Below are 21,167 nucleotides of genomic sequence, written 5' to 3'. Positions count from 1 at the left end.
GAAGACCCTTGACGCGCGCAGGCGGCAGGCATATATTCACCCACATGGGTGAATATCAACTCGATACCGTGCTCGCCGCGGTCGCCGACCCCACGAGGCGCGCGATCCTCGATCGCCTCCTCGTGTCCGACGCGCGCGTCACCGAACTCGCGAGCGCCTTCCCGATCTCGCTGAACTCCACGAGCAAGCACATCAAGGTGCTCGAACGGGCCGAGCTCGTGCAGCGGCACGTGCGCGGCCGCGACCATGTGCTGTCGCTCCGCGCCGAGGCGCTCGGAGACGCGGTCGCGTGGATGACGCAGTACCGCGACTTCTGGGAGCAGCGCCTCGCGGCACTCGAGGCCTTCGTGCTCGCCGACGACCTCGAGACCGACGGCGGGCCGGATGCCGCGCCTGCCCCGACCGCTTCCGGCGGCGCCGCCCCGAGCGGAGCAGGGCGATGACGGCCGTCGTCACGGTCAGCCGGCGCATCGCGGCATCCGCCGAGCGTCTCTTCGACGCCTGGCTCGACCCGAAGAGCCTCGCCGTGTGGATGCGCCGCGACGGCAGCGCGCCGTCGGGGGCGGTCGCCGACCGCCGGGTCGGCGGGGCGTTCGCGATCACCATGAACGACCCGGGAGGCTCCTTCGTGCACGCCGGCAACTACACCGTGATCGACCGGCCGCACCGGCTCGAGTTCACCTGGCGCTCGATCGCCACGCACCAGCTCGACTCGCTCGTGCGCGTCACCTTCACTCCCGATGGCGACGCCACCGTCGTGGAGGTGCGCCACGAGCGCCTGCCCGACGCGGAGGCCGTAGAGCGGCACACCGAGGGGTGGACCGAGATCATCGACCGATACGCCCGAACGCTCGCAGGGAACGGAGACGCACATGCTGCTCGATGACAAGGTGGCCGTGATCCACGGCGGGGGCGGTTCCATCGGTGCGGCGACCGCGCGGGTCTTCGCACGAGAGGGCGCCCGGTTGTTCCTGGCCGGGCGCAGCCAGCCACGGCTCGAGGCGGCGGCGGCCGAGGCGCGCGAGCTCGGGGCATCCGTCGACATCGCCGTCGTCGACGCGATGGACCAGGCCGCCGTCGACCGGCACGTCGACGAGGTCGTGGATGCCGCGGGCCGCATCGACATCGCCCTGAACGCCGTGGGCTTCGACCACGTGCAGGGCCTGCCGATCGCCGAGACCTCGCTCGCCGACTACCTGCACCCGATCACCGGCTACCTGCAGACGAACTTCGTCACGGCGAAGGCGGTCTCGCGGCCGATGCTCGCGCAGGGCGGCGGCGTGATCCTCACGATCTCGACGCCCGGGGCGCGACTCTCGGGCCGGGGCCTCATCGGCAACGCCGCGCAGAGCGCCGGGCTCGAGGGGTTCTCGCGGGCGCTCGCGGGCGAGCTCGGCCCCGCCGGGGTGCGGGTCGTCTGCGTTCGCCCCCACGCGATGGCCGACGCGTACGACACCTCGTACACCGGGGAGATGTTCGGCCGCATCGCGGCGGCCGGGGGCATCGGCCGCGACGAGTGGCTCGAGGGCCTCGCCGGCACGACGCTGCTCGGCCGGTTGCCGTCGCTCGCAGAGGTCGCCGAGTACCTTGCGTTCGCGGCATCCGATCGTGCGCGCTCGATGACCGGCGTGATCTCGAATCTCACGGCGGGGGCGCTCGTCGACTGAGCGAGGGGCGCGTCAGACCCGAGGCGGGCCGTCGAGCGCGGGCGCCGCGGCCGGCCCGGGCACCTCGGCGTTCGCTCGGCCGCGGATGAAGATGAGCGCGATGATCGCGAAGACCGCCATCAGCAGCGTCGCCGGCGTCACGAAGGCGAGGAGCGGGCTCTCCGCCCCCGCTGCCGCCGTGTCGATGCCGCCCGTCGCGAGGAACGTCGTCGGGTCGGTGATCGCGTGCAGGAGGATCGGCCAGATCAGGTTGCCGGTGACGCGGAGCGTCAGGTACATCATGAGGCCGAACACGAAGGCGTAGCCCACGGTCGAGAGCACCGTGACGATCGGCTGCCCCGAGAGCAGGTTGCTCGAGTGCAGCACGGCGAAGATGAGCGACGAGAGCACGGCGACGACCCACTCGTTGTACCCGTGCCTGCGCAGCAGCGTCACGGCGAGTCCGCGCGTGAGGAGCTCTTCGGAGAGTCCGATGAAGACGCCGACGAGGAAGGTCACGGCGATCACGCCGCCGCTGTACCGGCTGTAGTCGGTGCCGAAGAGCCGGAGCAGCACGGGGATGAGCACGATCGCGGGCGCGATCCACATCCACCAGCTGCCGCGCACCGGCTGCCGGGTGAAGAGCGGCTTCGGGAGCCAGCCGAGCGACCACGAGAACACGAGCAGGATGACCGAGCCGATGATGACCGGCAGGCCGACCGCGAGGAAGACGCTGAGCGCGTCGCCGAACACGTTCTCGAAGTCGATGGCGTCGCGGCCGACGGTGTCGACGAGCCACCCGATGCCGAGGTAGACCGCCAGGTAGACGACCGCGAGGCCGGCGGCCTTCCACCAGCCGCCACGATTCCAGAACGCCTGCCAGCGGGATTCGGATGCGTGGTCGGTCAGGGGATTCTCCTCATCGCGGGGCAGGAGCGGTGTCTGCGCGCTCGTGGAAACGCTATCGCCCGCCTCCGGGCGGGAGGTGCAGCGACGCCGTGTCGACACGGCGTCGCTGCGACTAGCCGAGGGCGATGAGCAGGCTCAGCACGGCGAGCACCGTGACGACGGGGGTCATCGTGTACCGCTCGGGCTTGCTGCGCGAGATCGCGTTCGTCGCGATGCCGAGCACGAAGTAGCCGAACACGACCCACATGCCGACGGTCGCGACCACGTCGGAGACGACGTCGATGACACCCGCGCGATCGAGCGCGAGCACCGCGATGACCGCGTAGATCACGATCGCGACCGCGCTGCCGATGCGCAGTCGGGCGGGCAGCACGCGATGCTGCCCGCCCCACGCAAAGCGCCCGAGCGGCGCCCCGAGCGCGAGCGCGAGCTGGAACACGGCGAGCACGGCGAGGATCACGCAGAGGGCGATGGCGGCGGGCATGCGCCGAGCCTATCGAGGCGCCGAGGGTCGCGGCCGGGTCAACCGCGCGTGCGCACCTTCCGGTACGGATGCGTGTCGACCCTCGTGGTGAGCTCGGTGATCGTCTGCTCGTAGCCCTCGTTGCGTCGGGCCGCGCCGATCAGGCCCCTGGTCGTCTTCGCCGCGGAGCGCAGGTTCATCGGCCGGCCCTCGATGCCGTAGAGCAGCAGCGCCCAATCGGGCAGGAGCGAGAGGATGCCGTCCTGGATGACGACGCCCGTCCACACCGTGAGCGGGTTGCCGCGCAGCACGGGCTTCCGCAGCGTTCGCGTGATCTCGGCCGCGGGCAGCGTCAGCGCCATCCAGTCGCGCTGCGCGTCGATGTACTCGTCGAGTTCGGCGCGGGTGGCGGCGACCGTCGAGCGGTCGATGCCCACGAACTCGGCCGCGAGCTGCTGCTCGAAGACGAAGGTGTCCTGCTCCTCCGCCGTCAGGCGCGGGCCGAAGGCATCGGCGGCGCGCAGCACGCCCCACACGATCGTGTTGTGCGTCCAGAGGAGCCAGTCGGGGGTGTCGGCGCGCAGCTCGCGGCCTGTCCGCGGGTCGGTCCAGACGGCGTGCGCGTGCATGCGGCGCACGGAGGCCCCGGCGAAGTCGGCGTGCTCGCGGTCGCCGAAGATCGTGGTGTCGATGTAGCGCGCCGTGCGCTCGGCCCGCCCTGCGGCATCGACGTACAGCGAGGTGGTCTGGTCGAAGAGGCGCATCATGTCGGGGTTCAGGGCCTGCAGCAGGATCGCCGCGACGCCGCCGAGCTTCGACGCCGGGTCGGCGAAGAGGCGCCAGCTCATGCTGTCGGGGCCGAAGTAGCCGTCGTCGGCCCGTGTGCTCGTGTGCGCCCTGCGTTCGGTGGTCTGTTCAGTCAAGGTCGTGCCCCCCGTTTTGGATCAAGTGCAAGATTGCACTCTATCCACCTTTCAGTCGAATGGTGGAGAATGGGCGACATGGCCGCTGGAGTGTCGAACGAATCGCACGATCCCGGCCTCCGGGCACGCAAGCGGCGCGCGACCGAGAACGCGATCGAACTCGCGGCGGTCTCGATCGCCTCCGAGCAGGGCCTCGGCGCGGCGACGATCGACGCGATCTGCCGGCGAGCGGATGTCTCGCGTTCGACGTTCTTCAACTACTTCCCCTCGAAGGAGCAGGCGATCTTCGGCCGCGCGGTCGAGCTCGACCCGCGCCCCGAGTTCGATGCGATCCTCGACGCGCACGCGGCCGACCTCGTCTTCGGCGTGTTCCTCGTCGGCACCGCGGCGCTCGGCTCGCAACAGGTCAACACCGAGGTCGCGCGGCTGCGCGGGGAGATCATCGCCGCCGATCCCGCCCTGGCCCACCACTACGCTGCCGCCGTCGCGCACCTCGAGAGCCGGCTCGTCATCGTGCTCGCCGGCTGGCTCGCGCGTCACCCCGAGGCGCAGCAGCTCCCGGGCGTCGATGCCGGCGCCGAGGCCGTGCTCACCGTCGGTGCCGCGACGACGGCCGGCCGGCTGATGATGGCCGGCTTCCTCGCCGGGGAGGGCGACATGGCCATCGACGAGTCGGCGTTCCGCGGCGCCGTCGCGGCCCTCGGCCGCATCGTCGCGCCGGGGTAGGCGGCCCGAGCGCACGAGCGGCTGGCGGCCGCGAGGAGTACGAGCTGCGCCGAACCGTGAGTGTCATGATCGCGCCGCCGCAGTCGCTGCGGCATCCTCCAGCACCGAACGCACCCCACGCGGCGACCGGCCGAGGGCCGCGGCCACGCCGTCCGTCGGGAGCACGTTGCGGCCGTCGAAGGTCTCACGGCACAGCTCGGTGAGCATCGTCGCGACGGCCTCGCCCTCCGCCGCGGCGACCGCGGCGTGGAAGTCGTCGAAGGTCATCGGCACGTAGACGATCTCGTGTCCCGTAGTCTCGGACAGGATCGTCGCGACCTCGGCGAAGGTCAGCGATTCGGGTCCGGTCACCTCGTGCACGCGGCCCTCGTGCCCCATGCCCGTGAGTGCCTCGACGGCGACGGCCGCCACGTCGTCGACATCGATGAACGGCTCCCGCACATCTCCCGCGGGAAGCGCCAGCACGCCGGTGGATGCCGCGTCGGCGAGCATGCCCTCGGTGAAGTTCTGCGCGAACCAGCTCGCACGCACGATCGTCGCCGGCACGTTCGACGCGAGCAGGATGTCCTCGCAGCGCCGCGCGCCGTCCTCTCCGCGACCTGAGAGCAGCACGATGCGCTGCACCCCGGCCTCGTCGGCGACCTCGGCGAAACGGGTGATCGCGGCCTCGGAGCCCGGGGCGGCGAGGTCGGGGACGTACGCCGCATACAGTCGATCGACGCCCTGCAGGGCAGCGGCCCAGTGCTCCGGGCGTTCCCAGTCGAACGCCGGGTTCGTGCCGCGGGCGAGCCGGCGCACGGCGCGGCCTTCCGCCTCGAGGAGGTCGGCGACTCGACGGCCGGTCTTGCCGGTGGCGCCGATGACGGCGAAGTTCGTGGTCATGATCGTGTCCTTTCGGTGGTGATTGTGCTGATGCATCCAGCCTCGATGCCTTCGGCTGGACGCACAATCGCTCAAATGCCGGATGATTATGCCGATCGTCCAGATCTCGGGATCCTCGGCGCCTCGGCATGGCACGCTGGACGCATGGTCAACCCGCGCCACCCGGTCACCGGCGATTCGCTGGGCGACGGCCTGCAACTGCTCCGGTTCACCGGCGCCCTCTACTGCCGCGCCGAGCTCACGGCGCCGTGGGGTGTGGCCTTCCCCGAGCTCGCAGGGTTCATGATGCTTCCCGTCGTGCTCGCCGGCCGATGCGTGCTCGAGATCGACGGTGAGCAGCACGAGCTCGAAGCGGGCAGTGCGGCGCTCATCACCCGCGGAGCGACCCACCGACTGCTGAGTGCGGCGGATGCCCCGAGCACGCCGCTCTTCGACATCCCCGTCGAGCAGGTGAGCGACACCTACGAGCACATGCGCATCGAGGGCGGCGGCGATCGCACCCTGATCGCGTACGCGGCGCTGCAGGTCGACGGTCCGCTCTCCGCTCGAATGATCGAGGAGCTCCCGGCGCTCATCCGGGTCGACTCCTGGGATGACGGTGAGGCGGGGGCGTTCCAGACCGTGCTGCGCCTGCTCGCGCGCGAGGCGGAGAGCATCCAGCCGGGCGGAGAAGCGGTCATGACGAGCCTCGCCGACGTGCTCGTCGTGCAGGTGCTGCGCTCGTGGCTGCGCTCGACGGCTCCCTCGGCAACCGGATGGCTCGCCGCCCTCCGCGACCCGCATGTCGGGCGCGCGCTCGGCCGCATGCACGCCCGCATCGACCACGACTGGAGCCTGGTCGAGCTCGCCCGCGAGGCGAACATGTCACGGTCGGCATTCGCCGAGCGGTTCACCGCCCTGCTCGGTCAGCCGCCGATGCGCTACCTCGCAGGCTGGCGCCTCCAGCAGGCGCATGCGGAGCTCACGGGCACGACCGACTCGATCGCGTCGATCTCGAATCGGGTCGGCTACTCCTCGGAGGCCTCGTTCGGACGGGCGTTCAAGCGCCACCACGGTTCGACGCCGGGGGCGGTGCGACGCGAGGGGCCGAGGTTCGGCATCGCATCGCTTCGCCCGGCGCCCACCGCGCGGAGTTGACGGCTACTCCGCGGTGCGTGCCACCGTCAGCTCTGCCGACTGGATGACGGCCTCGACGCCGAGCAGGAAGAGCTCCTCGTCCTTCAGGTCGGCGAGCTCGCTGTTGAAGGCGGTGATCAGGGGGAACCGGCGCGGGTCGGCGAGGATCGGGCCGTCGAACCACGGCCCGGGCTCGGGGCCGTCGCCGCGTTCGGCGCGTCCGCGCGCGATGCCGGCTGCGCTCGAGAGCACGTGCGAGGCGAGCAGCGCGTAGTGCCGCACGACGTCGTCGCCCGTGAGGCCGGCCTCGGAGAACGCCTCGAGCATGATCTCGATCGCCTCGAGCTCGCCGGGTCCGTGGGTGGTGAGCACGATCGCCTCGGCGCCGATGGCCGGGTGGGCCGAGTAGTGCGTCAGGGTGGAGCGGGAGAGCTGCCGGAGCCGCTCGCGCCAGTCGGACTTCTCGGCGGTGACCGACGACACGCTGCGCAGCGTCAGCTCGTCGAGGAGCGCCTCCATGAGCGCCTCCTTGCTGCGGAAGTGACGGTAGATCGCCGTCGGATCGGCACCGAGCTGAGTGCCGAGCTCGCGAACGGAGATCGTCGTCGTCGCAGAGGTCGCGGCGAGTTCGAGGCCGGCGGCCACGATCGATTCGCGGTCGAGGCGAGCCCGGCCGGACGACGCGCGCGCGGCACCGCCGCGGTTGGTACCTGTCGCTGTCAAATCGCCCTCTTCATCCTCGAAGTCCGAATTCCATCGTGCCACGCTCCGGTGTCCGTTCGGACGTGAGCCGCGCTCGATGAGGTCAGCATAACGAATGCGATCACAATGTTGTCAACACAGTTGACAGCAGTGCTGGAGCGTCGCTAACGTCACCCTCACCAACCCGTTCGACGAGGAAGCGAGGGCGACGTGTCCGCTGCCGATGTGCTGTTCACCGGAGCGGCCGTGTTCACCGGAACCGGCCAACCCATTCAGGGTCACGTCGTGGCCGTCACCGGCGATCGCATCACGGCGGTCGTTCCCGAGGCCGAGTCGCAGGCGCTCATCGGCGAGGGAACGCAGGTCATCCGACTCGACGGGGCGCTGCTGAGCCCCGGCTTCCAGGACGCGCACGTGCACCCGGTCGGAGCCGGCGTCGAGCTGCTCATGTGCAACCTCACCGAGTCGGAGAGCGCCGAAGATGCCGTCGCGATGGTGAAGGCCTACGCCGACGCCAACCCCGACGAGGCGTGGATCCTCGGCGGTGGGTGGTCGATGGACCAGTACCCGGGCGGCGCACCGGTGCGAGCCCTGCTCGACGCGGTCGTGCCCGACCGGCCGGTGCTGCTCTCGAGCCGCGACCACCACAGCGCCTGGGCGAACACCGCGGCCATCGCGCTCGCCGGCCTCGACGCGTCGACTCCCGACCCGGAGGACGGTCGCATCGAGCGCGAGGCCGACGGCTTCCCGGCCGGCACCTTCCACGAGGGCGCCGAACACCTCTTCGAGCACGTGCGACCCGTCCTCAGCGCCGACTTCGCCTACGCGGGCCTGCTGCGTGCACAGGACGAGCTCGTCGCACTCGGTATCACCGGGTGGCAGGACGCCATGGTGGGCTCGATCTCCGGCGTCGACGACATCGACGGCGTGTATCGCCGTGCCGTCGCCGAGGGCACGCTGCGCGTGCACGTGGTCGGCGCCCAGTGGTGGGAGCGCGACGGCGGCATCGAGCAGGCCGAGCGGATGGTCGCTCGTCGCGACGAGCTCGTCGAGACCGGCACGATCGCCCGTTACTCGCTCGGAACGACCAAGATCATGGTCGACGGCGTCGCCGAGAACCAGACCGCCGCGATGCTCACGCCCTACCGCGACGGCCACGGTCACGACACCGACAACAGCGGGCTCTCGTTCGTCGACCCCGCCTTCCTGAAGCAGGTCGTCACCGAGCTCGACGCCGCCGGCATGCAGGTGCACTTCCACGCCCTGGGCGACCGCGCCGTGCGCGAGGCGCTCGACGCGATCGAGGCGGCGCGCGCCGCCAACGGCCCGACCGACGGACGGCACCACCTCGCGCACCTGCAGATCGTCGAGGAGTCCGAGACCGCGCGCTTCGCGCCGCTCGACGCGGTCGCGAACCTGCAGGCGCTCTGGGCGACCCACGAGGACCAGATCGACGAGCTGACCCTGCCGTTCCTCCAGGACGGGGCCGAGGCTCGCCAGTACCCGTTCGGCGACCTCGTCCGCAACGGTGCCCGCCTTGCGGCGGGCAGCGACTGGCCGGTGTCGAGCGCCGACCCGATGGACGCGATCCACATCGCCGTCAACCGCATCGCGCCCGGGCTCGACGCCGAGCCCCTCGGCGGCGAGCACCAGCGCCTCGACCTCGCCACCGCGATGGCGGCCTACACCTCCGGCACCGCCTACGTGAACCACCGCGACCACGACACCGGCTACATCCGCGAGGGCTACCTCGCGAACCTCGTCGTGCTCGAACCGAACCCCTTCAGCCTCCCCAAGGAGGAGATCCACCGCGCGACGGTGACCTCCACCTGGATCGAGGGCACGTCCGCCTTCACCCGCACTGCCTGACCAAGAGGAGCCGCCACATGTCCCCAACACCCATCACGCCCTCCCGACGCGGCCGCCGGGTCGCGTCGGTCGTCGCCGCCGGGCTCGGCGCCGCCCTCGTCCTGACCGGCTGCTCCGGCGCCGAAGCCGAGAAGGCCCAGCCGGCCGAGTGGGAGCTCACCGCGCAGACCGACGCTCCCTCGGGGGACCTCGAGTCGTTCACGTGGGCGAACTACGCCGAGCCGTACTCGCTCGACTACGCCTACGCGTTCGACTACGCCGACAACATGGTGCTCGCCAACGTCTGCGAGTCGCTCATGCGACTGAACCCCGACTGGACCCTCTCGCCCGGCCTCGCGGAGTCGTTCGCGCACCCGACGCCCGAGACCTGGGTGTACGAGATCCGCAACGGCGTCACCTTCCACGACGGCACCCCGCTGACCGCGGCCGACGTCGTGGCGTCGATGAGCCGCCACCTCGACCCGGCCGTCGGCTCGTCGTGGTACTCGAACTACCAGAACGTGGCGTCGATCGAGCAGACCGGCGACATGCAGGTCACGGTCACCATGACCGGGCCCGACTCGCAGTTCAACCTCGGCATGGGCGGCTCGGCCGGCGTCATCGAGTCCGCGGCGACCCTCGCCGAGAAGGGCGCCGACTACGGCAACTCGACCGGCGGCGTGAACTGCACCGGCCCGTTCGCCTTCGGCGAGTGGCAGTCGGGCGAGTCCATCACGCTCGAGCGCTACGACGGCTACTGGGACCCCGAGCTCACCGCTCGCTCGGCCGAGGTCGAGTTCATCTTCATGAACGACGCCAACGCCCGCACGAATGCGCTGAAGTCGGGTGAGGTCGACGGCGGCTGGATGATTCCCGCCGATGCCGTGCCCCAGCTCCTCGACTCCGACCAGGGCGACATGCTCTTCGGCCTGAACACCGCGGTCAACAACCTGATCATCTCCGACCTCGACGGCCCGCTCGGCGACGTGCGGGTGCGCCAGGCGCTGCTCATGGCGCTCGATCGTCAGGGCATCGTCGACGCGGCGCTGAAGGGCTACGGCACCACGACCGACGTGCTCACGACCGAATCGGTCTGGGACGGCGCGAGCGACGCCGCCATCGCGACGGCGTTCGGCGACATCGAGGAGTACCCCTACGACCTCGAGGCGGCCAAGAAGCTCGTCGAGGAAGCCGGTGTGGCCGGTGAGGAGCTCACCTACGTGACCGCCCCCATCAGCAGCGACTTCAACGTCTACGCGCAGGCCACCGCGGCGGCGGCCGAGGCGATCGGCCTCAAGGTCAACATCGAGACCGTCACGCCGAACGCCTACACGGCGCTGTTCTCGGACCCGACCGCTCGCGAGGGGGTCGACCTGTTCTACACCTCGTGGTACCTCTCGAGCCCCGACCCGCTCGAGATGTACAGCGTGCTGCGCACGGGCGAGTTCAGCAACTACGGCGAATGGTCCGACCCCGAGTTCGACGCCGTCGTCAACGAGGCGCTCGCGATCGAAGATCCCGCCGCGCGCTCGGAGAAGACCGCCGAAGCACAGCAGATCGCGAACGAGGAGCTCCCGTGGCTGCCGATGTACGAGGCGCCGGTGACCTTGTTCATGGGTGAGCGCATCACGGGTGTCGCGCCGTCGGTCGCCTTCCTGTACTACCCCTGGGCAGCGACCATTGGCGCACGCTAGCACCGACGGGCGCAGCCGGTTCCACCTCGGCGGAGCGGGGGTCTCCCGATGACCACGCTCCGCCGGGTGGCGGGCAAGCTCGGCGCCCTGCTCCTCACGCTCTTCCTCGCATCACTGCTCGTGTTCTTCTCGCGGTTCCTCGTGCCCGGCGACCCCGTCAGCTTCCTGCTGCGCGGCCGGAAGCCCAGCCCCGAGGCCGTGGCCCAGGTCACCGCCCAGTACGGGCTCGACCTGCCGCCGTGGCAGCAGTACCTCGACTGGCTGACCGGCGTGCTGCAGGGCGACTTCGGCCGTTCGCTCCAGTACCGGCAGGATGTCTCGCAGGTGATCGGCGATCGCCTGCCCGTGACCCTCGGCCTCGTCGTCATGGCCGGCACGATGATCGCGGTGGTCGGCCTCACGGCGGGCATCGTGGCATCCCTCAACCGAGGCAAGGTGCTCGACCGTGCCGTGCTCATCGGACTCACCGTGCTCGGCGCCATCCCGTCGTTCGTCGGTTCCATCGTGCTGATCGCGATCTTCGCGGTGCAGCTCGGCTGGTTCCCGTCGTTCGGGTCCGGCGACGGGTTCCTCGACACGATCTACCACCTCGTGCTGCCATCGATCGCGCTCGCGATCGTCTTCGTCGTGCTGGTCGGCAAGGTCACCCGATCCTCCATGGTCGAGCAGCTCGGTCGTGAGCACGTCGAAGTGGCGACGAGCCGCGGACTCAAGCGCGGCACCGTGATCCGACGACACGTCTTCCGGAACTCGATCGGTCCGATTCTCACCGTCAGCGGTGTGCTCGTGGCCGGCCTCCTCGTCGCGAGCTCGATCGTCGAGGCGGCGTTCGGCCTCGCCGGCATCGGGTCGCTCCTCGTCGCATCGGTCGACCGTCTCGACTTCCCGGTCGTGCAGGCGATCGTGCTGCTCATCGTCACGGCGTTCGTCGTGGTGAACGCGATCATCGACGTCCTCGAACCGTGGATCGACCCCCGAGCCGCCGCAGGAGCTGGTGCCCGATGACCACCCCGACCATGGCCATGAAGGTGCTGCGCGCGCCGCGCGTGCGGCGCTCGAGCACCACGTTCCTCGTCAGCGCCGTGTTCCTCGGCGTGGTGACGCTCGCCGCGATCTTCGCGTCGTTCCTCGCCCCGTATCCGCCGAACCAGGTCGACCTGCTGAACATCCAGGCCGGGCCGAGCCCGGCGCACTGGCTCGGCACCGATGCGCTCGGGCGCGACACCCTGAGCCGCATGATGTTCGGTGCGCGCACCGCGCTCCTGGCGCCGCTGCTGGTCGTCATCTTCTCGACGGTCGTCGGCATCCTGCTCGGCCTCCTGGCCGGCTGGCGCGGTGGCTGGATCGACTCGGTGCTCGGCCGCATCTTCGACGTGATCTTCGCCTTCCCGGCGCTGCTGCTCGCGATCATGGCCGTCGCGCTCTTCGGCAAGGGCCTCGTCGCCCCGGTCGTGGCCATGAGCATCGCCTACGCCCCGTTCGTCGCGCGGCTCACGCGCTCGCTCATCGCGTCCGAGCGCTCTCGTCCGTACGTCGCGGCCTATCGCGTGCAGGGCTTCGGCGGAGGGTTCATCGCGCTCCGCCGCGTGCTGCCCAACGTGATGCCGATCGTCGGTGCGCAATCGACGCTGAACTTCGGCTACGTGCTCGCCGAGCTCGCCGCCCTCTCGTTCCTCGGCCTCGGTGTCCAGGCGCCCACCGCCGACTGGGGCGCGATGGTGAACGAGGCCCAGTCCGGGCTCATCGGCGGCTACTTCCTTCCCGCACTCGTGCCGGCGGTCGCGATCGTGCTCGTCGTCGTCGCGGTCAACGTGATCGGCGAAGAACTCTCGGACCGCATCGGAGGCGAGATCCCCGCATGACACTCCTCGACATCGCCGAGCTCACGCTCGACCTGCCGAACGGCAGGCGACTGCTCGACGGCATCAGCCTCACCGTCGCCGAAGGCGAGACCGTCGGCCTCGTGGGCGAGTCGGGCTCGGGCAAGTCGCTCACCGCCCGCTCCGTGCTCGGCCTGCTGCCGAGCCGCGCGACCACGGGGGGATCGGTGCAGCTGCTCGACCGGTCGGTCCTCGACGCGAGTCGCAGCGAACTGCTCGAGCTGCGGCGCACCCGCGCGTCGATGATCTTCCAGGACCCGAGGGCCGGCATCAACCCGATGCGCACGGTCGGCGACCACCTCACCGAGACGATGCGACTCTGCGAGGGCCGCTCGGCCGCGGAGGCGAAGGCCGTCGCGATCTCGCTCATGGAGGCCGTGCGCCTGCCGCGCCCCGAGGAGCACTTCCACCAGTACCCGCACGAGCTCTCGGGCGGAATGCTGCAGCGCGTCATGATCGCCGGTGCGCTCACGAGCTCGCCGCGACTGCTCATCTGCGACGAGCCGACGACCGCGCTCGACGTCACGACGCAGGCCGAGATCATCGGCGTGCTCGCCGAGCAGCGCGCGAGCCGCGGCATGGGCATGCTCTTCATCACCCACGACCTGAACCTCGCGGCCGCGATCTGCGATCGCGTCTACGTGATGAGTGCGGGTCGGGTCGAGGAGCAGGGCGACGCCCGTCAGGTGTTCCGCGACCCGCAGGCGGCCTACACGAAGCGACTCGTCGCGGCCACGCCCACGATCGTCGTCGCGCGCACCTCCGCCGCACCGGTCGATCCGGGCACGGATGCCGCTGCGACGACTCACTCGGAGGCGACCGTTCCGGCGGCGACGGGCGAGGCATCCGCTTCGGCCGCTGCTGCGACGGCGTCGACGTCGAACGAGGCGATGCTCTCGGCGAGCGGCATCTCGAAGACCTACGTGCGCCGGGGCAAGGAGCCGGTGCACGCCGTCATCGACGCCTCGATCGAGATCCCGCGCGGCGGTGCGCTCGGCGTGGTCGGCGAGTCGGGCTCGGGCAAGTCGACCTTCGCTCGCATGATCGTGGGGCTCGAACAGGCGGATGCCGGCGACATCCGCATCGCCGGACGCGAGCGCACCTCGGTGCCGAGCTCTCGTGTCGAGCGGCTCGAGCACGCCCGCTCGGTGCAGATGGTCTTCCAGGACCCGTACCTGTCGCTCGACCCGCGCATCACGGCGGGCAAGGCGATCGAGGATGCGATGCGACTGCACCGCCGGCTCAGCACGACCGATGCTCGCGCGCGCGTCATCGAACTGCTCGAGCAGGTCGGCCTCGGCGACGTGCACGCCCAGGCGCGACCGCGCACGCTCTCGGGCGGGCAGCGGCAGCGCGTGGCGATCGCCAGGGCCCTCGCGATCGAACCCGACGTGCTCGTCATGGACGAGGCGACGAGTGCGCTCGACGTGTCGGTGCAGGCGCAGGTGCTCTCCCTCGTCGAGGAGATCCGCCGCGAGCGCGGCCTCACGGTGCTCTTCATCAGCCACGACCTCGCGGTCATCCGCCGCCTCTGCGACGAGACGGTCGTCATGAAGACCGGCGCGATCGTCGAGCGCGGCCGCACGGTCGAACTGCTCGGAGATCCGCAGCATCCGTACACGCGACTGCTCATCGACTCCGTGCCGCGCCCCGAGTGGAATCTCGAGGCCGTGGCCGCAGAGGCGAGCGGGCTCGAGGACCCCGTCGCGCAGAACTGAGCGCGACGGAGCCCGACCGAACCATCGACTGGAGATCTGCACCATGAACATCCTCATCGCGGGGGCCGGCATCGGCGGCCTGGCGACGGCGCTCTCGCTGCACGCGGCGGGCATGGATGACGTGACGCTGTACGAGTCGGTGTCCGAGATCACGCCGCTCGGCGTCGGCATCAACCTGCTGCCGCACGCCGTGCGCGAGCTCACCGAGCTCGGCCTCGGCGACGAGCTCGCTGCGCTCGGCGTGGCCACGAGCACGCTGTCGTACTTCAACCGGCACGGTCAGCAGGTCTGGAGCGAGCCGCGCGGGCGTGCCGCCGGCTACGACTGGTCGCAGTACTCCGTGCATCGGGGGCGCCTGCAGCTGCTGCTGCGCGACGCCGTGATCGAGCGACTCGGCGCCGACGCCATCCGCCTCGGCAGCCCGATCGGCGACGCCCGCAGCGACGGCGAGGGCACGAGCGTCGCGATCATCGGCGGCCCGGATGCCGGCACGCGGGTCGCGGCCGACGTCGTGATCGGCGCCGACGGCATCCACAGCGCGTTGCGTCGCCAGCACCACCCCGACGAGGGGGCGCCCGTGTGGAACGGGCTGATCCTCTGGCGCGGCACAGCGCGCGTGCGACCGTACCTCGACGGGCTCACGATGATCATGGCCGGCGACGCGATGCAGAAGTTCGTGGCCTACCCGCTGTCGGCGGTCGGCGACGACGGACTGCAGACGGTGAACTTCATCGCCGAGTACCGCTCCGACGACCCCGAGCCGGGCGCGAGCGACTGGAACCGCGGCGCCGACCCGAGCGTCGTGCTCGGCCGCTTCGCGGACTGGGACTTCGGCTGGCTCGACGTGCCCGCCGTCATCGGCGCCGCCGACGAGATCCTCGAGTACCCGATGGTCGACCGCGATCCGATTCCGCGCTGGACCTTCGGTTCGCAGACCCTGCTCGGCGACGCCGCGCATGCGATGTACCCGATCGGCTCGAACGGCGCGTCGCAGGCGATCATCGATGCCCGCACGCTCGCGTTCCAGCTCGGCACGATCGATTCCGTCGAAGCGGCGCTCGGCGCCTACGAGTCGGAACGTCGCCCGCGCACCACGGCGATCACGCTCAGCAACCGGTCGATGGGGCCGGAGCAGGTCATGCAGCTGGCCTACGAGCGGGCGCCCGGCGGCTTCGGCGACATCGAGCTCGTCGTGCCGTACGCCGAACGCGCCGAGATCGCGAACCGGTACAAGGAGGCGGCGGGCTTCGTGCCCGAGCTGCTGAACCGGCGCGCGAGCCTCACGGTGCCGGTGCGGGAAGACGACTGACGCCGGGGGTGACTGCTCAGATCGGGCCCAGTTCGGGCCCGTGAGTTTCCATGAGGTGGGTGCGCAGGGCCTCGGCGAAGCCCGCCGGGTCGTCGTCGCGCAGTCGTTCCACGAGGGCGCGATGCTCGTCGATGACCTGGTCGGGCCGCTCGAAGAGCGAGTCCCGATGCGCGCTCAGCAGCAGGCGCTGCCTCGCGGTGAGCCGGTCGCCGATCTCGGCGAGGGTGCGATTACCGCCCGCCTCCACGAACGAGCGGTGGAAGGCGATCGTCAGCGTCACGAAGCCATCGAGGTCGCGCGCCTCGAGGGCGGCGCGCTGCGCTTCGAGGCCCGGCTCGAGCCGGTCGGCGAGCGCCCGCCGGGCGGCCGTGGTCGCGCGCTGCACACCGGCGGCCTCGAGGATCAACCGGGCGTCGGCGAGGTCGGCGATCTCCCGGTCGCTGAGCGAGCGGACGAGCGCCCCGCGCTTCGGGTAGATCGTGATCCAGCCCTCGTCCTGCAGGCGCATGAGGGCGGCCCGCACGGGCGTGCGGCTCATGCCGAGCTGCGCGGCGAGCTCGTTCTCGCTGAGCATGGTGTCGGGCCGATGCGTGCCGTCGAGGATGGCGGCGCGGATGGCGGCGCGGGCGCGCTCTGCTGCGCTGTCGGCGGTCGGCATCCCACCATCATGGCGCTGCGGCGGCCCCGGTGCATCCGCGGTCGGCATCGCGTGGATCGAGACCGTCACGGGCGGTCGCCTTCGCCGGCGCCGACGGATGCCTCGGGGGAGTGGGCGGCCGCGGCATCCGCTCGCCGTGCCGTCGCCGTGCGCCACCGATGGATGCCCCATGCGCACGCCAGCGCCGCGACGGCGATGCCGGCGAAGACGAGATCGGGCACGCCTGCCGTGCGCTCGAGCACCCAGCTCTCGAGCGCGAACTGCTGCGAGGCGCCGAGCACGCCGCCGAGCGAGGCGGTGCCCTCGGTCGCGATGAGCAGCACGCCGATGCCGATGCCGAGGAGGCCCCCGATGATCTGGGTCCAGGTGTTGGTCCAGCGGCCGATGCGCACGGTGCGCGGGCGCAGTATGCCGCGGAGCCGCGGCGACCGGGACCACGCGACGGCCAGCACGAAGAGCGGCACGGTCATGCCGAGCGCGAAGACGGCGAGCACGATGCCGCCGTAGAGCGGCTGTCCGCCGAGCGCGGCGAGGGCGAGCACCGAGCCGAGCAGCGGGCCCGCGCACACCCCGGCGAGTCCGTAGACGGTGCCGAGCAGGTAGACGGATGCCACGCCGGTGCCCTCCGCCGCTCCGCTGCGGGTGAACGCGGGCAGCGGGATGCCGACGAGTTGCACCGCGCCCAGCACGATGATCACGACCGCGGCCACCGTCACGAGCGTCGTGCGGTTCGTGCTAACGAACGCGCCGACGGTGCCGGCGAGCACGCCGATCGGCACGAGGGTCGTGATGAGGCCGAGGTAGAACACCCCGGTCCGGGCGATGAGGCGGCTCGGGCTCGTGAACGCGTAGGCGAAGAACGCCGGCAGCAGCATCACCGAGCACGGGCTCAGCAGGGTCAGGACGCCGCCGACGAGGGCGCCCGCGAGCCCGAGGTCGATCACTCGCCTGCCGCGGCCAGCTGCTCGTCGAGGAGGGCCCGGAAGTTCTCGATCGGCTGCGCACCGGCGATGGCCTGATCGCCGGCGACGAAGAACGGCACGCTCGTGACGCCGAGCTTCTGGGCGGTGTCGGTGCTCGCGAGCACGGCGTCGCGGAGATCGGCGCGGTCGAGGTCCTGTTCGAACTTCGCGAGGTCGGGCACGCCGGCGGTGGCGGCGAAGCCGATGAGCTTCTCGCGGGGCATGTCGGGGTGGCCCTTCTCGGGTGCGGCCGCGAAGACGGCCTCGAGGTACTCGGGGAACCTGCCCTGCTCGCCCGCGGCGCGGGCCGCGACGGCGGCGTCGATCGACTCCTCGCCGAAGAACGCGACATCCCTGAACTCGTAGCGCACGAGGCCCTTCTCGACGTACTCCTCGAAGATCGTCGGCAGCGTCTGGTTCGTCACGACCGCGCAGTAGGGGCAGCGGAAGTCGGCCCACTCGACGAGCACCACGGGGGCGTCGACGTCGCCGATCGCGAGCGGGTCGTCGGGGTCGCGGGTCGCGATCTCGGAGCCGCCGCCGGAGCCGGAGCCCGAGGCATCCGCTGCCGGTGTCTGCGCCGTGTCGGCGGTCGCGGCCTGCTCGGCGCCCGGCACCGACTGCGCGATCACGACGACGAGCAGGAACGCCGTGACCGCGCCGAGCACGACGTTCAGGATGCGCGCGAAGCGGAGCTTGCGCGCGAGCGGGTGGACGGGCTTCGGTGCGGGGGAGTTCGTGGACATCGCGGCCTAGGATACATGTTGAATCCTAGGCGGAGCTGTCAGGCCGAGAGCACCGCGTCGAGGCTCTCGCGCACGATCGCGAGACCGGCACGCAGTTCGTCTTCGGTGATCGTCAACGCGGGCAGGAACTTCAGCACCTCGTCGAACGCGCCCGAGGTCTCGATGACGAGGCCGCGCGTGAACGCCTCCTTCGAGATGCGGCCGGCGAGCGTGCGGTCGGCGTCGCACGCGAGGCCGTACATGAGGCCGCGACCGCGCGGGGCGAGACCGAGCTCGGGGTGCTCGGCGGCGATCGCGTCGAGCTCTGCGCGCAGCAGCGCCGACTTCGCGGTGACCGCGTCGCCGAACTCGGCGTCGGCCCAGTACGTCTCGAGGGCGACGCGCGCCGAGACGAAGGCGAGGTTGTTGCCGCGGAACGTGCCGGTGTGGGCGCCCGGCTTCCACACGTCGACCTCGGGGCGCAGCAGCACGAGCGACATCGGCAGGCCCGAGCCCGAGATCGACTTCGAGACGGTCACGATGTCGGGCACGATGCCCGCGGCCTCGAAGGCGAAGAAGGTGCCGGTGCGGCCGACGCCCGCCTGGATCTCGTCGAGGATCAGCAGGATGCCGCGCTCGGCGGTCAGCGCACGGAGTCGCTGCAGCCACGGCACGCTCGCGACGTTGATGCCGCCCTCGCCCTGCACCGCCTCGACGATGACGGCGGCGGGCAGGTCGAGTCCCGATCCGGGGTCGTCGAGCATCTTCTCGAGCAGGTCGAGCGTGTCGACGTCGGCGCCGAGGTAGCCGTCGTAGGGCAGGCGTGCGATGTTGTCGAGCGACTGCCCGGCCGCCTCGCGGTAGTGGTGGTTGCCGGTCGCCGCGAGGGCGCCGAGGCTCAGGCCGTGGAACGCGTTCGTGAAGGCGACGACCGTCGACCGGCCGGTGGCCTGGCGCGCGACCTTCAGCGCGGCCTCGACCGCGTTCGCACCGGTCGGGCCGGTGAACTGCAGCTTGTGGTCGAGCCCGCGCGGCTCGAGCACGAGGCGCTCGAACGCCTCGATGAACGCGCGCTTGGCCGAGGTCGCCATGTCGAGCCCGTGGATGATGCCGTCGCGTTCGAGGTACTCGATCAGGGCGCGCGTGAAGGCGGGGTTGTTGTGCCCGTAGTTCAGCACGCCGGCACCGGCGAAGAAGTCGAGGTACTCGCGGCCGTCGGCGTCGACGAGGGTCGAGCCGCTCGCGCGATCGAAGACCGTGGGGAATGCGCGGACGTATCCGCGGACCTCCGACTCGCGGCGGTCGAAGACGTCGAGGTTCGCGGCGTCGCTCATGGCGGCATGCTCCTTCTGCAGGTCGGTGACGGTGCTTCGAGCCTAGATCGTCCGGCTGGGCGCTCCGTGCGACAGTGCAGCGCCGCGGGTGAGACCAGCATGATCGCCGGGACACCGCGTGCGGAACGGCGAGCAGAGGCGGATGCTGGAGCCATGAGCGATTCCGGCCGCAGGAAGGGGCCGCCCCGGTGGGCCGTCCAAGCGAGCGAGCCGTTCGCGCGGGCGCTCGCCGGTCGTCGATGGGTGCCCCTCTGGGGGATCATCCACCATCGCGGACGTCGGAGCGGCACCGCCTATGCGACCCCGATCGCGCTCGTGCCCACGGTGTCGGAGAGTCTCTTCCTCATCGGGCTGCCGTGGGGCACGACGACGAACTGGGCCCGCAACGTACTCGCCGCGGGCGAGGCGACGATCACCTGGAAGGGACGCGAGCAACGGGCGATCGATCCGAGACTGGTCGGAGCGGGGGAGGCCGCGGCGTTGTCGAAACCCGCGTTCCGCCGGGTCGTCAGGCGGTTTCCCGCCGCGATCGTGCTCACCCGGTCGGCCGAGGTCGCCGGCGCCGGCGACCTCGCGCCTCACCGATGACGGCGAGCCGCGGCATCCGTCGCGTCAGGCGTTCTCGAGTTCGGCGATCACGACCTTCTTCTGCCGCATCATCACCTGGATCTGCTCGGGTCGCCGGGTCAGCTCGCCCATGTTCGCCGGGATGACCTGCCAGCTGACGCCGAAGCGATCCTTGCACCAGCCGCACTGCTCGGACTCGGGCACGTGCGAGAGCTTCGACCAGAAGTAGTCGATCTCGGCCTGATCGGCGCAGGAGACGATGAACGAGATCGACTCGTTGAACTCGAAGAGCGGCCCGCCGTCGAGGCAGACGAAGTCGACGCCGTTCAGGGTGAACTGGCCGTTCAGCACCTTGCCCGACATGCCCGCGAAATGCTCGTCGAGCGATTCGTCGGGATACTCGTCGATGCGCGTGATGCGCGAGTTCGGGAAGACCTCGACGTAGTAGTCCATCGCCTCGCGCGCCTGGTCGTCGAACCACAGGCACGGCTGGATCGGTGAGAGCTCGGCCATCGGGAACCTCCTCGTTCGGCGTTCGCTTCGACGGCCACGGTACGCCGCCCCGCCGACGGCGTCGAGGGTCCGCCGCTCAGATCGGCAGCGGCCGGTCGTCGACGATCGTCTTCATGACGAGGGTGGACTCGACCCGGCGCACGCCCGGCAGGGCCGAGAGCCGTTCGTCCCACAGGCGCTGGTACGCGGGGAGGTCGGGCACGGCGACGCGCAGCAGGTAGTCGGGATCGCCGAAGAGCCGGAGCGCCTGGATCACCTCGGGGATCTCGGCGACGGCGGCGTCGAAGGCGGGGATCGTGGCCCGATTCGCCTGGTCCATCGTGACGAACACGAGCGCGCCGAAGCCCAGCCCGACGACCTCGGGATCGATGACGGCGCGGTAGCCCGAGATGGCTCCGGATGCCTCGAGCGCGTGGAGCCGGCGGTGGGTCGGCGACATGCTCAACTGCACCTTTGCGGCGAGGTCGGTGAGGCTCAGCCGGCCGTCCTGCTGCAGTTCGGCAAGGATTCTCCGATCGATGGCATCCATGGGGTGGATTCTTCCACGAAGTGCCGCGTTCCGGGATGAATAGGGCAGCGGCTGCTCGCGCCA

General features: G+C 70.8%; 23 protein-coding genes. 12 read left to right on the top strand and 11 right to left on the bottom strand.

Going from position 1 to position 21,167, the window contains the following annotated elements; genetic code table 11:
- Positions 1–44 precede the first annotated feature (44 nt).
- From ACFTQE_RS03995 to ACFTQE_RS03985, 3 genes are read left to right on the top strand one after another with little or no spacing between them, the layout of a single operon-like run.
- Positions 45–443, top strand: coding sequence for an ArsR/SmtB family transcription factor (locus ACFTQE_RS03995; RefSeq protein WP_376923842.1), 399 nt, complete (start codon positions 45–47; stop codon positions 441–443).
- Complete coding sequence (locus ACFTQE_RS03990) at positions 440–886, top strand: SRPBCC domain-containing protein (RefSeq protein ID WP_376923841.1); 447 nt, start codon at positions 440–442, stop codon at positions 884–886. The genes ACFTQE_RS03995 and ACFTQE_RS03990 overlap by 4 nt, the downstream gene beginning before the upstream one ends.
- The gene (locus ACFTQE_RS03985) at positions 873–1,667 is read left to right on the top strand and encodes an SDR family NAD(P)-dependent oxidoreductase (RefSeq protein ID WP_376923840.1); all 795 of its coding nucleotides are present in this window, start codon (positions 873–875) and stop codon (positions 1,665–1,667) included. The genes ACFTQE_RS03990 and ACFTQE_RS03985 overlap by 14 nt, the downstream gene beginning before the upstream one ends.
- 12 nt (positions 1,668–1,679) lie before the next feature.
- Here the strand turns inward: ACFTQE_RS03985 and ACFTQE_RS03980 are convergent, their stop codons facing one another.
- Genes ACFTQE_RS03980 through ACFTQE_RS03970 form a run of 3 tightly spaced genes read right to left on the bottom strand, consistent with a single transcriptional unit; the run spans position 1,680 to position 3,941 of the window.
- Entirely contained in the window at positions 1,680–2,654 is a 975-nt protein-coding gene (locus tag ACFTQE_RS03980; RefSeq protein ID WP_376923839.1) for a CPBP family intramembrane glutamic endopeptidase, read from the bottom strand.
- A 13-nt stretch (positions 2,655–2,667) separates the two neighbouring features.
- Entirely contained in the window at positions 2,668–3,039 is a 372-nt protein-coding gene (locus ACFTQE_RS03975; protein ID WP_376923838.1) for a hypothetical protein, read from the bottom strand.
- A gap of 38 nt (positions 3,040–3,077) precedes the next feature.
- Complete coding sequence (locus tag ACFTQE_RS03970) at positions 3,078–3,941, bottom strand: oxygenase MpaB family protein (RefSeq protein ID WP_376923837.1); 864 nt, start codon at positions 3,939–3,941, stop codon at positions 3,078–3,080.
- Between the two features lie 78 nt (positions 3,942–4,019).
- On the opposite strand from ACFTQE_RS03970, the gene ACFTQE_RS03965 reads away from it, so the two are divergent.
- Positions 4,020–4,667, top strand: a complete 648-nt coding sequence (locus ACFTQE_RS03965) for a TetR family transcriptional regulator (protein WP_376923836.1) — start codon at positions 4,020–4,022, stop codon at positions 4,665–4,667.
- A gap of 63 nt (positions 4,668–4,730) precedes the next feature.
- Here ACFTQE_RS03965 and ACFTQE_RS03960 read toward each other — a convergent pair whose 3' ends face one another.
- Entirely contained in the window at positions 4,731–5,549 is an 819-nt protein-coding gene (locus tag ACFTQE_RS03960) for an NmrA family NAD(P)-binding protein (protein WP_376923835.1), read from the bottom strand.
- 144 nt (positions 5,550–5,693) lie between these two features.
- Here ACFTQE_RS03960 and ACFTQE_RS03955 point away from each other — a divergent pair, with 144 nt between their 5' ends.
- Positions 5,694–6,686 carry a cupin domain-containing protein gene (locus ACFTQE_RS03955; protein ID WP_376923834.1) on the top strand — a complete coding sequence of 331 codons (993 nt, stop codon included), beginning with the start codon at positions 5,694–5,696 and terminating at the stop codon, positions 6,684–6,686.
- A gap of 3 nt (positions 6,687–6,689) precedes the next feature.
- On the opposite strand, the gene ACFTQE_RS03950 is transcribed toward ACFTQE_RS03955, so the two are convergent.
- Positions 6,690–7,388 (bottom strand): TetR/AcrR family transcriptional regulator, encoded by a 699-nt coding sequence (locus ACFTQE_RS03950; RefSeq protein WP_376923833.1) that lies wholly within the window; start codon positions 7,386–7,388, stop codon positions 6,690–6,692.
- A gap of 189 nt (positions 7,389–7,577) precedes the next feature.
- Between ACFTQE_RS03950 and ACFTQE_RS03945 the strand changes: the two genes are divergently transcribed.
- Genes ACFTQE_RS03945 through ACFTQE_RS03920 form a run of 6 tightly spaced genes read left to right on the top strand, consistent with a single transcriptional unit; the run spans position 7,578 to position 15,816 of the window.
- Positions 7,578–9,236 carry an amidohydrolase gene (locus ACFTQE_RS03945; RefSeq protein WP_376923832.1) on the top strand — a complete coding sequence of 553 codons (1,659 nt, stop codon included), beginning with the start codon at positions 7,578–7,580 and terminating at the stop codon, positions 9,234–9,236.
- 17 nt (positions 9,237–9,253) lie between these two features.
- Complete coding sequence (locus ACFTQE_RS03940) at positions 9,254–10,909, top strand: ABC transporter substrate-binding protein (protein WP_376923831.1); 1,656 nt, start codon at positions 9,254–9,256, stop codon at positions 10,907–10,909.
- Between the two features lie 48 nt (positions 10,910–10,957).
- Entirely contained in the window at positions 10,958–11,914 is a 957-nt protein-coding gene (locus ACFTQE_RS03935) for an ABC transporter permease (protein ID WP_376923830.1), read from the top strand.
- Entirely contained in the window at positions 11,911–12,771 is an 861-nt protein-coding gene (locus tag ACFTQE_RS03930) for an ABC transporter permease (protein ID WP_376923829.1), read from the top strand. Before ACFTQE_RS03935 ends, ACFTQE_RS03930 begins: the two co-directional genes overlap by 4 nt.
- Entirely contained in the window at positions 12,768–14,507 is a 1,740-nt protein-coding gene (locus ACFTQE_RS03925) for a dipeptide ABC transporter ATP-binding protein (protein ID WP_376923828.1), read from the top strand. The genes ACFTQE_RS03930 and ACFTQE_RS03925 overlap by 4 nt, the downstream gene beginning before the upstream one ends.
- A 43-nt stretch (positions 14,508–14,550) precedes the next feature.
- The gene (locus ACFTQE_RS03920) at positions 14,551–15,816 is read left to right on the top strand and encodes a flavin-dependent oxidoreductase (RefSeq protein ID WP_376923827.1); all 1,266 of its coding nucleotides are present in this window, start codon (positions 14,551–14,553) and stop codon (positions 15,814–15,816) included.
- A 16-nt stretch (positions 15,817–15,832) separates the two neighbouring features.
- Here ACFTQE_RS03920 and ACFTQE_RS03915 read toward each other — a convergent pair whose 3' ends face one another.
- Genes ACFTQE_RS03915 through ectB form a run of 4 tightly spaced genes read right to left on the bottom strand, consistent with a single transcriptional unit; the run spans position 15,833 to position 19,495 of the window.
- The gene (locus ACFTQE_RS03915; protein WP_376923826.1) at positions 15,833–16,543 is read right to left on the bottom strand and encodes a GntR family transcriptional regulator; all 711 of its coding nucleotides are present in this window, start codon (positions 16,541–16,543) and stop codon (positions 15,833–15,835) included.
- The gene (locus ACFTQE_RS03910) at positions 16,540–17,418 is read right to left on the bottom strand and encodes a cytochrome c biogenesis CcdA family protein (RefSeq protein WP_376923825.1); all 879 of its coding nucleotides are present in this window, start codon (positions 17,416–17,418) and stop codon (positions 16,540–16,542) included. Before ACFTQE_RS03910 ends, ACFTQE_RS03915 begins: the two co-directional genes overlap by 4 nt.
- Positions 17,415–18,182 carry a DsbA family protein gene (locus ACFTQE_RS03905; RefSeq protein WP_376923824.1) on the bottom strand — a complete coding sequence of 256 codons (768 nt, stop codon included), beginning with the start codon at positions 18,180–18,182 and terminating at the stop codon, positions 17,415–17,417. The genes ACFTQE_RS03910 and ACFTQE_RS03905 overlap by 4 nt, the downstream gene beginning before the upstream one ends.
- A 38-nt stretch (positions 18,183–18,220) precedes the next feature.
- On the bottom strand, positions 18,221–19,495 hold the full coding sequence (gene ectB, locus ACFTQE_RS03900) for a diaminobutyrate--2-oxoglutarate transaminase (RefSeq protein ID WP_376923823.1): 1,275 nt from the start codon (positions 19,493–19,495) through the stop codon (positions 18,221–18,223).
- Between the two features lie 153 nt (positions 19,496–19,648).
- On the opposite strand from ectB, the gene ACFTQE_RS03895 reads away from it, so the two are divergent.
- On the top strand, positions 19,649–20,083 hold the full coding sequence (locus ACFTQE_RS03895; RefSeq protein ID WP_376923822.1) for a nitroreductase family deazaflavin-dependent oxidoreductase: 435 nt from the start codon (positions 19,649–19,651) through the stop codon (positions 20,081–20,083).
- A gap of 24 nt (positions 20,084–20,107) precedes the next feature.
- On the opposite strand, the gene ACFTQE_RS03890 is transcribed toward ACFTQE_RS03895, so the two are convergent.
- Positions 20,108–20,575, bottom strand: coding sequence for a VOC family protein (locus tag ACFTQE_RS03890; protein ID WP_376923821.1), 468 nt, complete (start codon positions 20,573–20,575; stop codon positions 20,108–20,110).
- 76 nt (positions 20,576–20,651) lie between these two features.
- Complete coding sequence (locus ACFTQE_RS03885) at positions 20,652–21,104, bottom strand: Lrp/AsnC family transcriptional regulator (RefSeq protein WP_375838097.1); 453 nt, start codon at positions 21,102–21,104, stop codon at positions 20,652–20,654.
- Positions 21,105–21,167 lie beyond the last annotated feature (63 nt).

The organism is Agromyces sp. NPDC056965, from assembly GCF_042673425.1.
Lineage (GTDB): Bacteria > Actinomycetota > Actinomycetes > Actinomycetales > Microbacteriaceae > Agromyces.
This window is presented reverse-complemented; position numbering and strand designations above follow the sequence as displayed.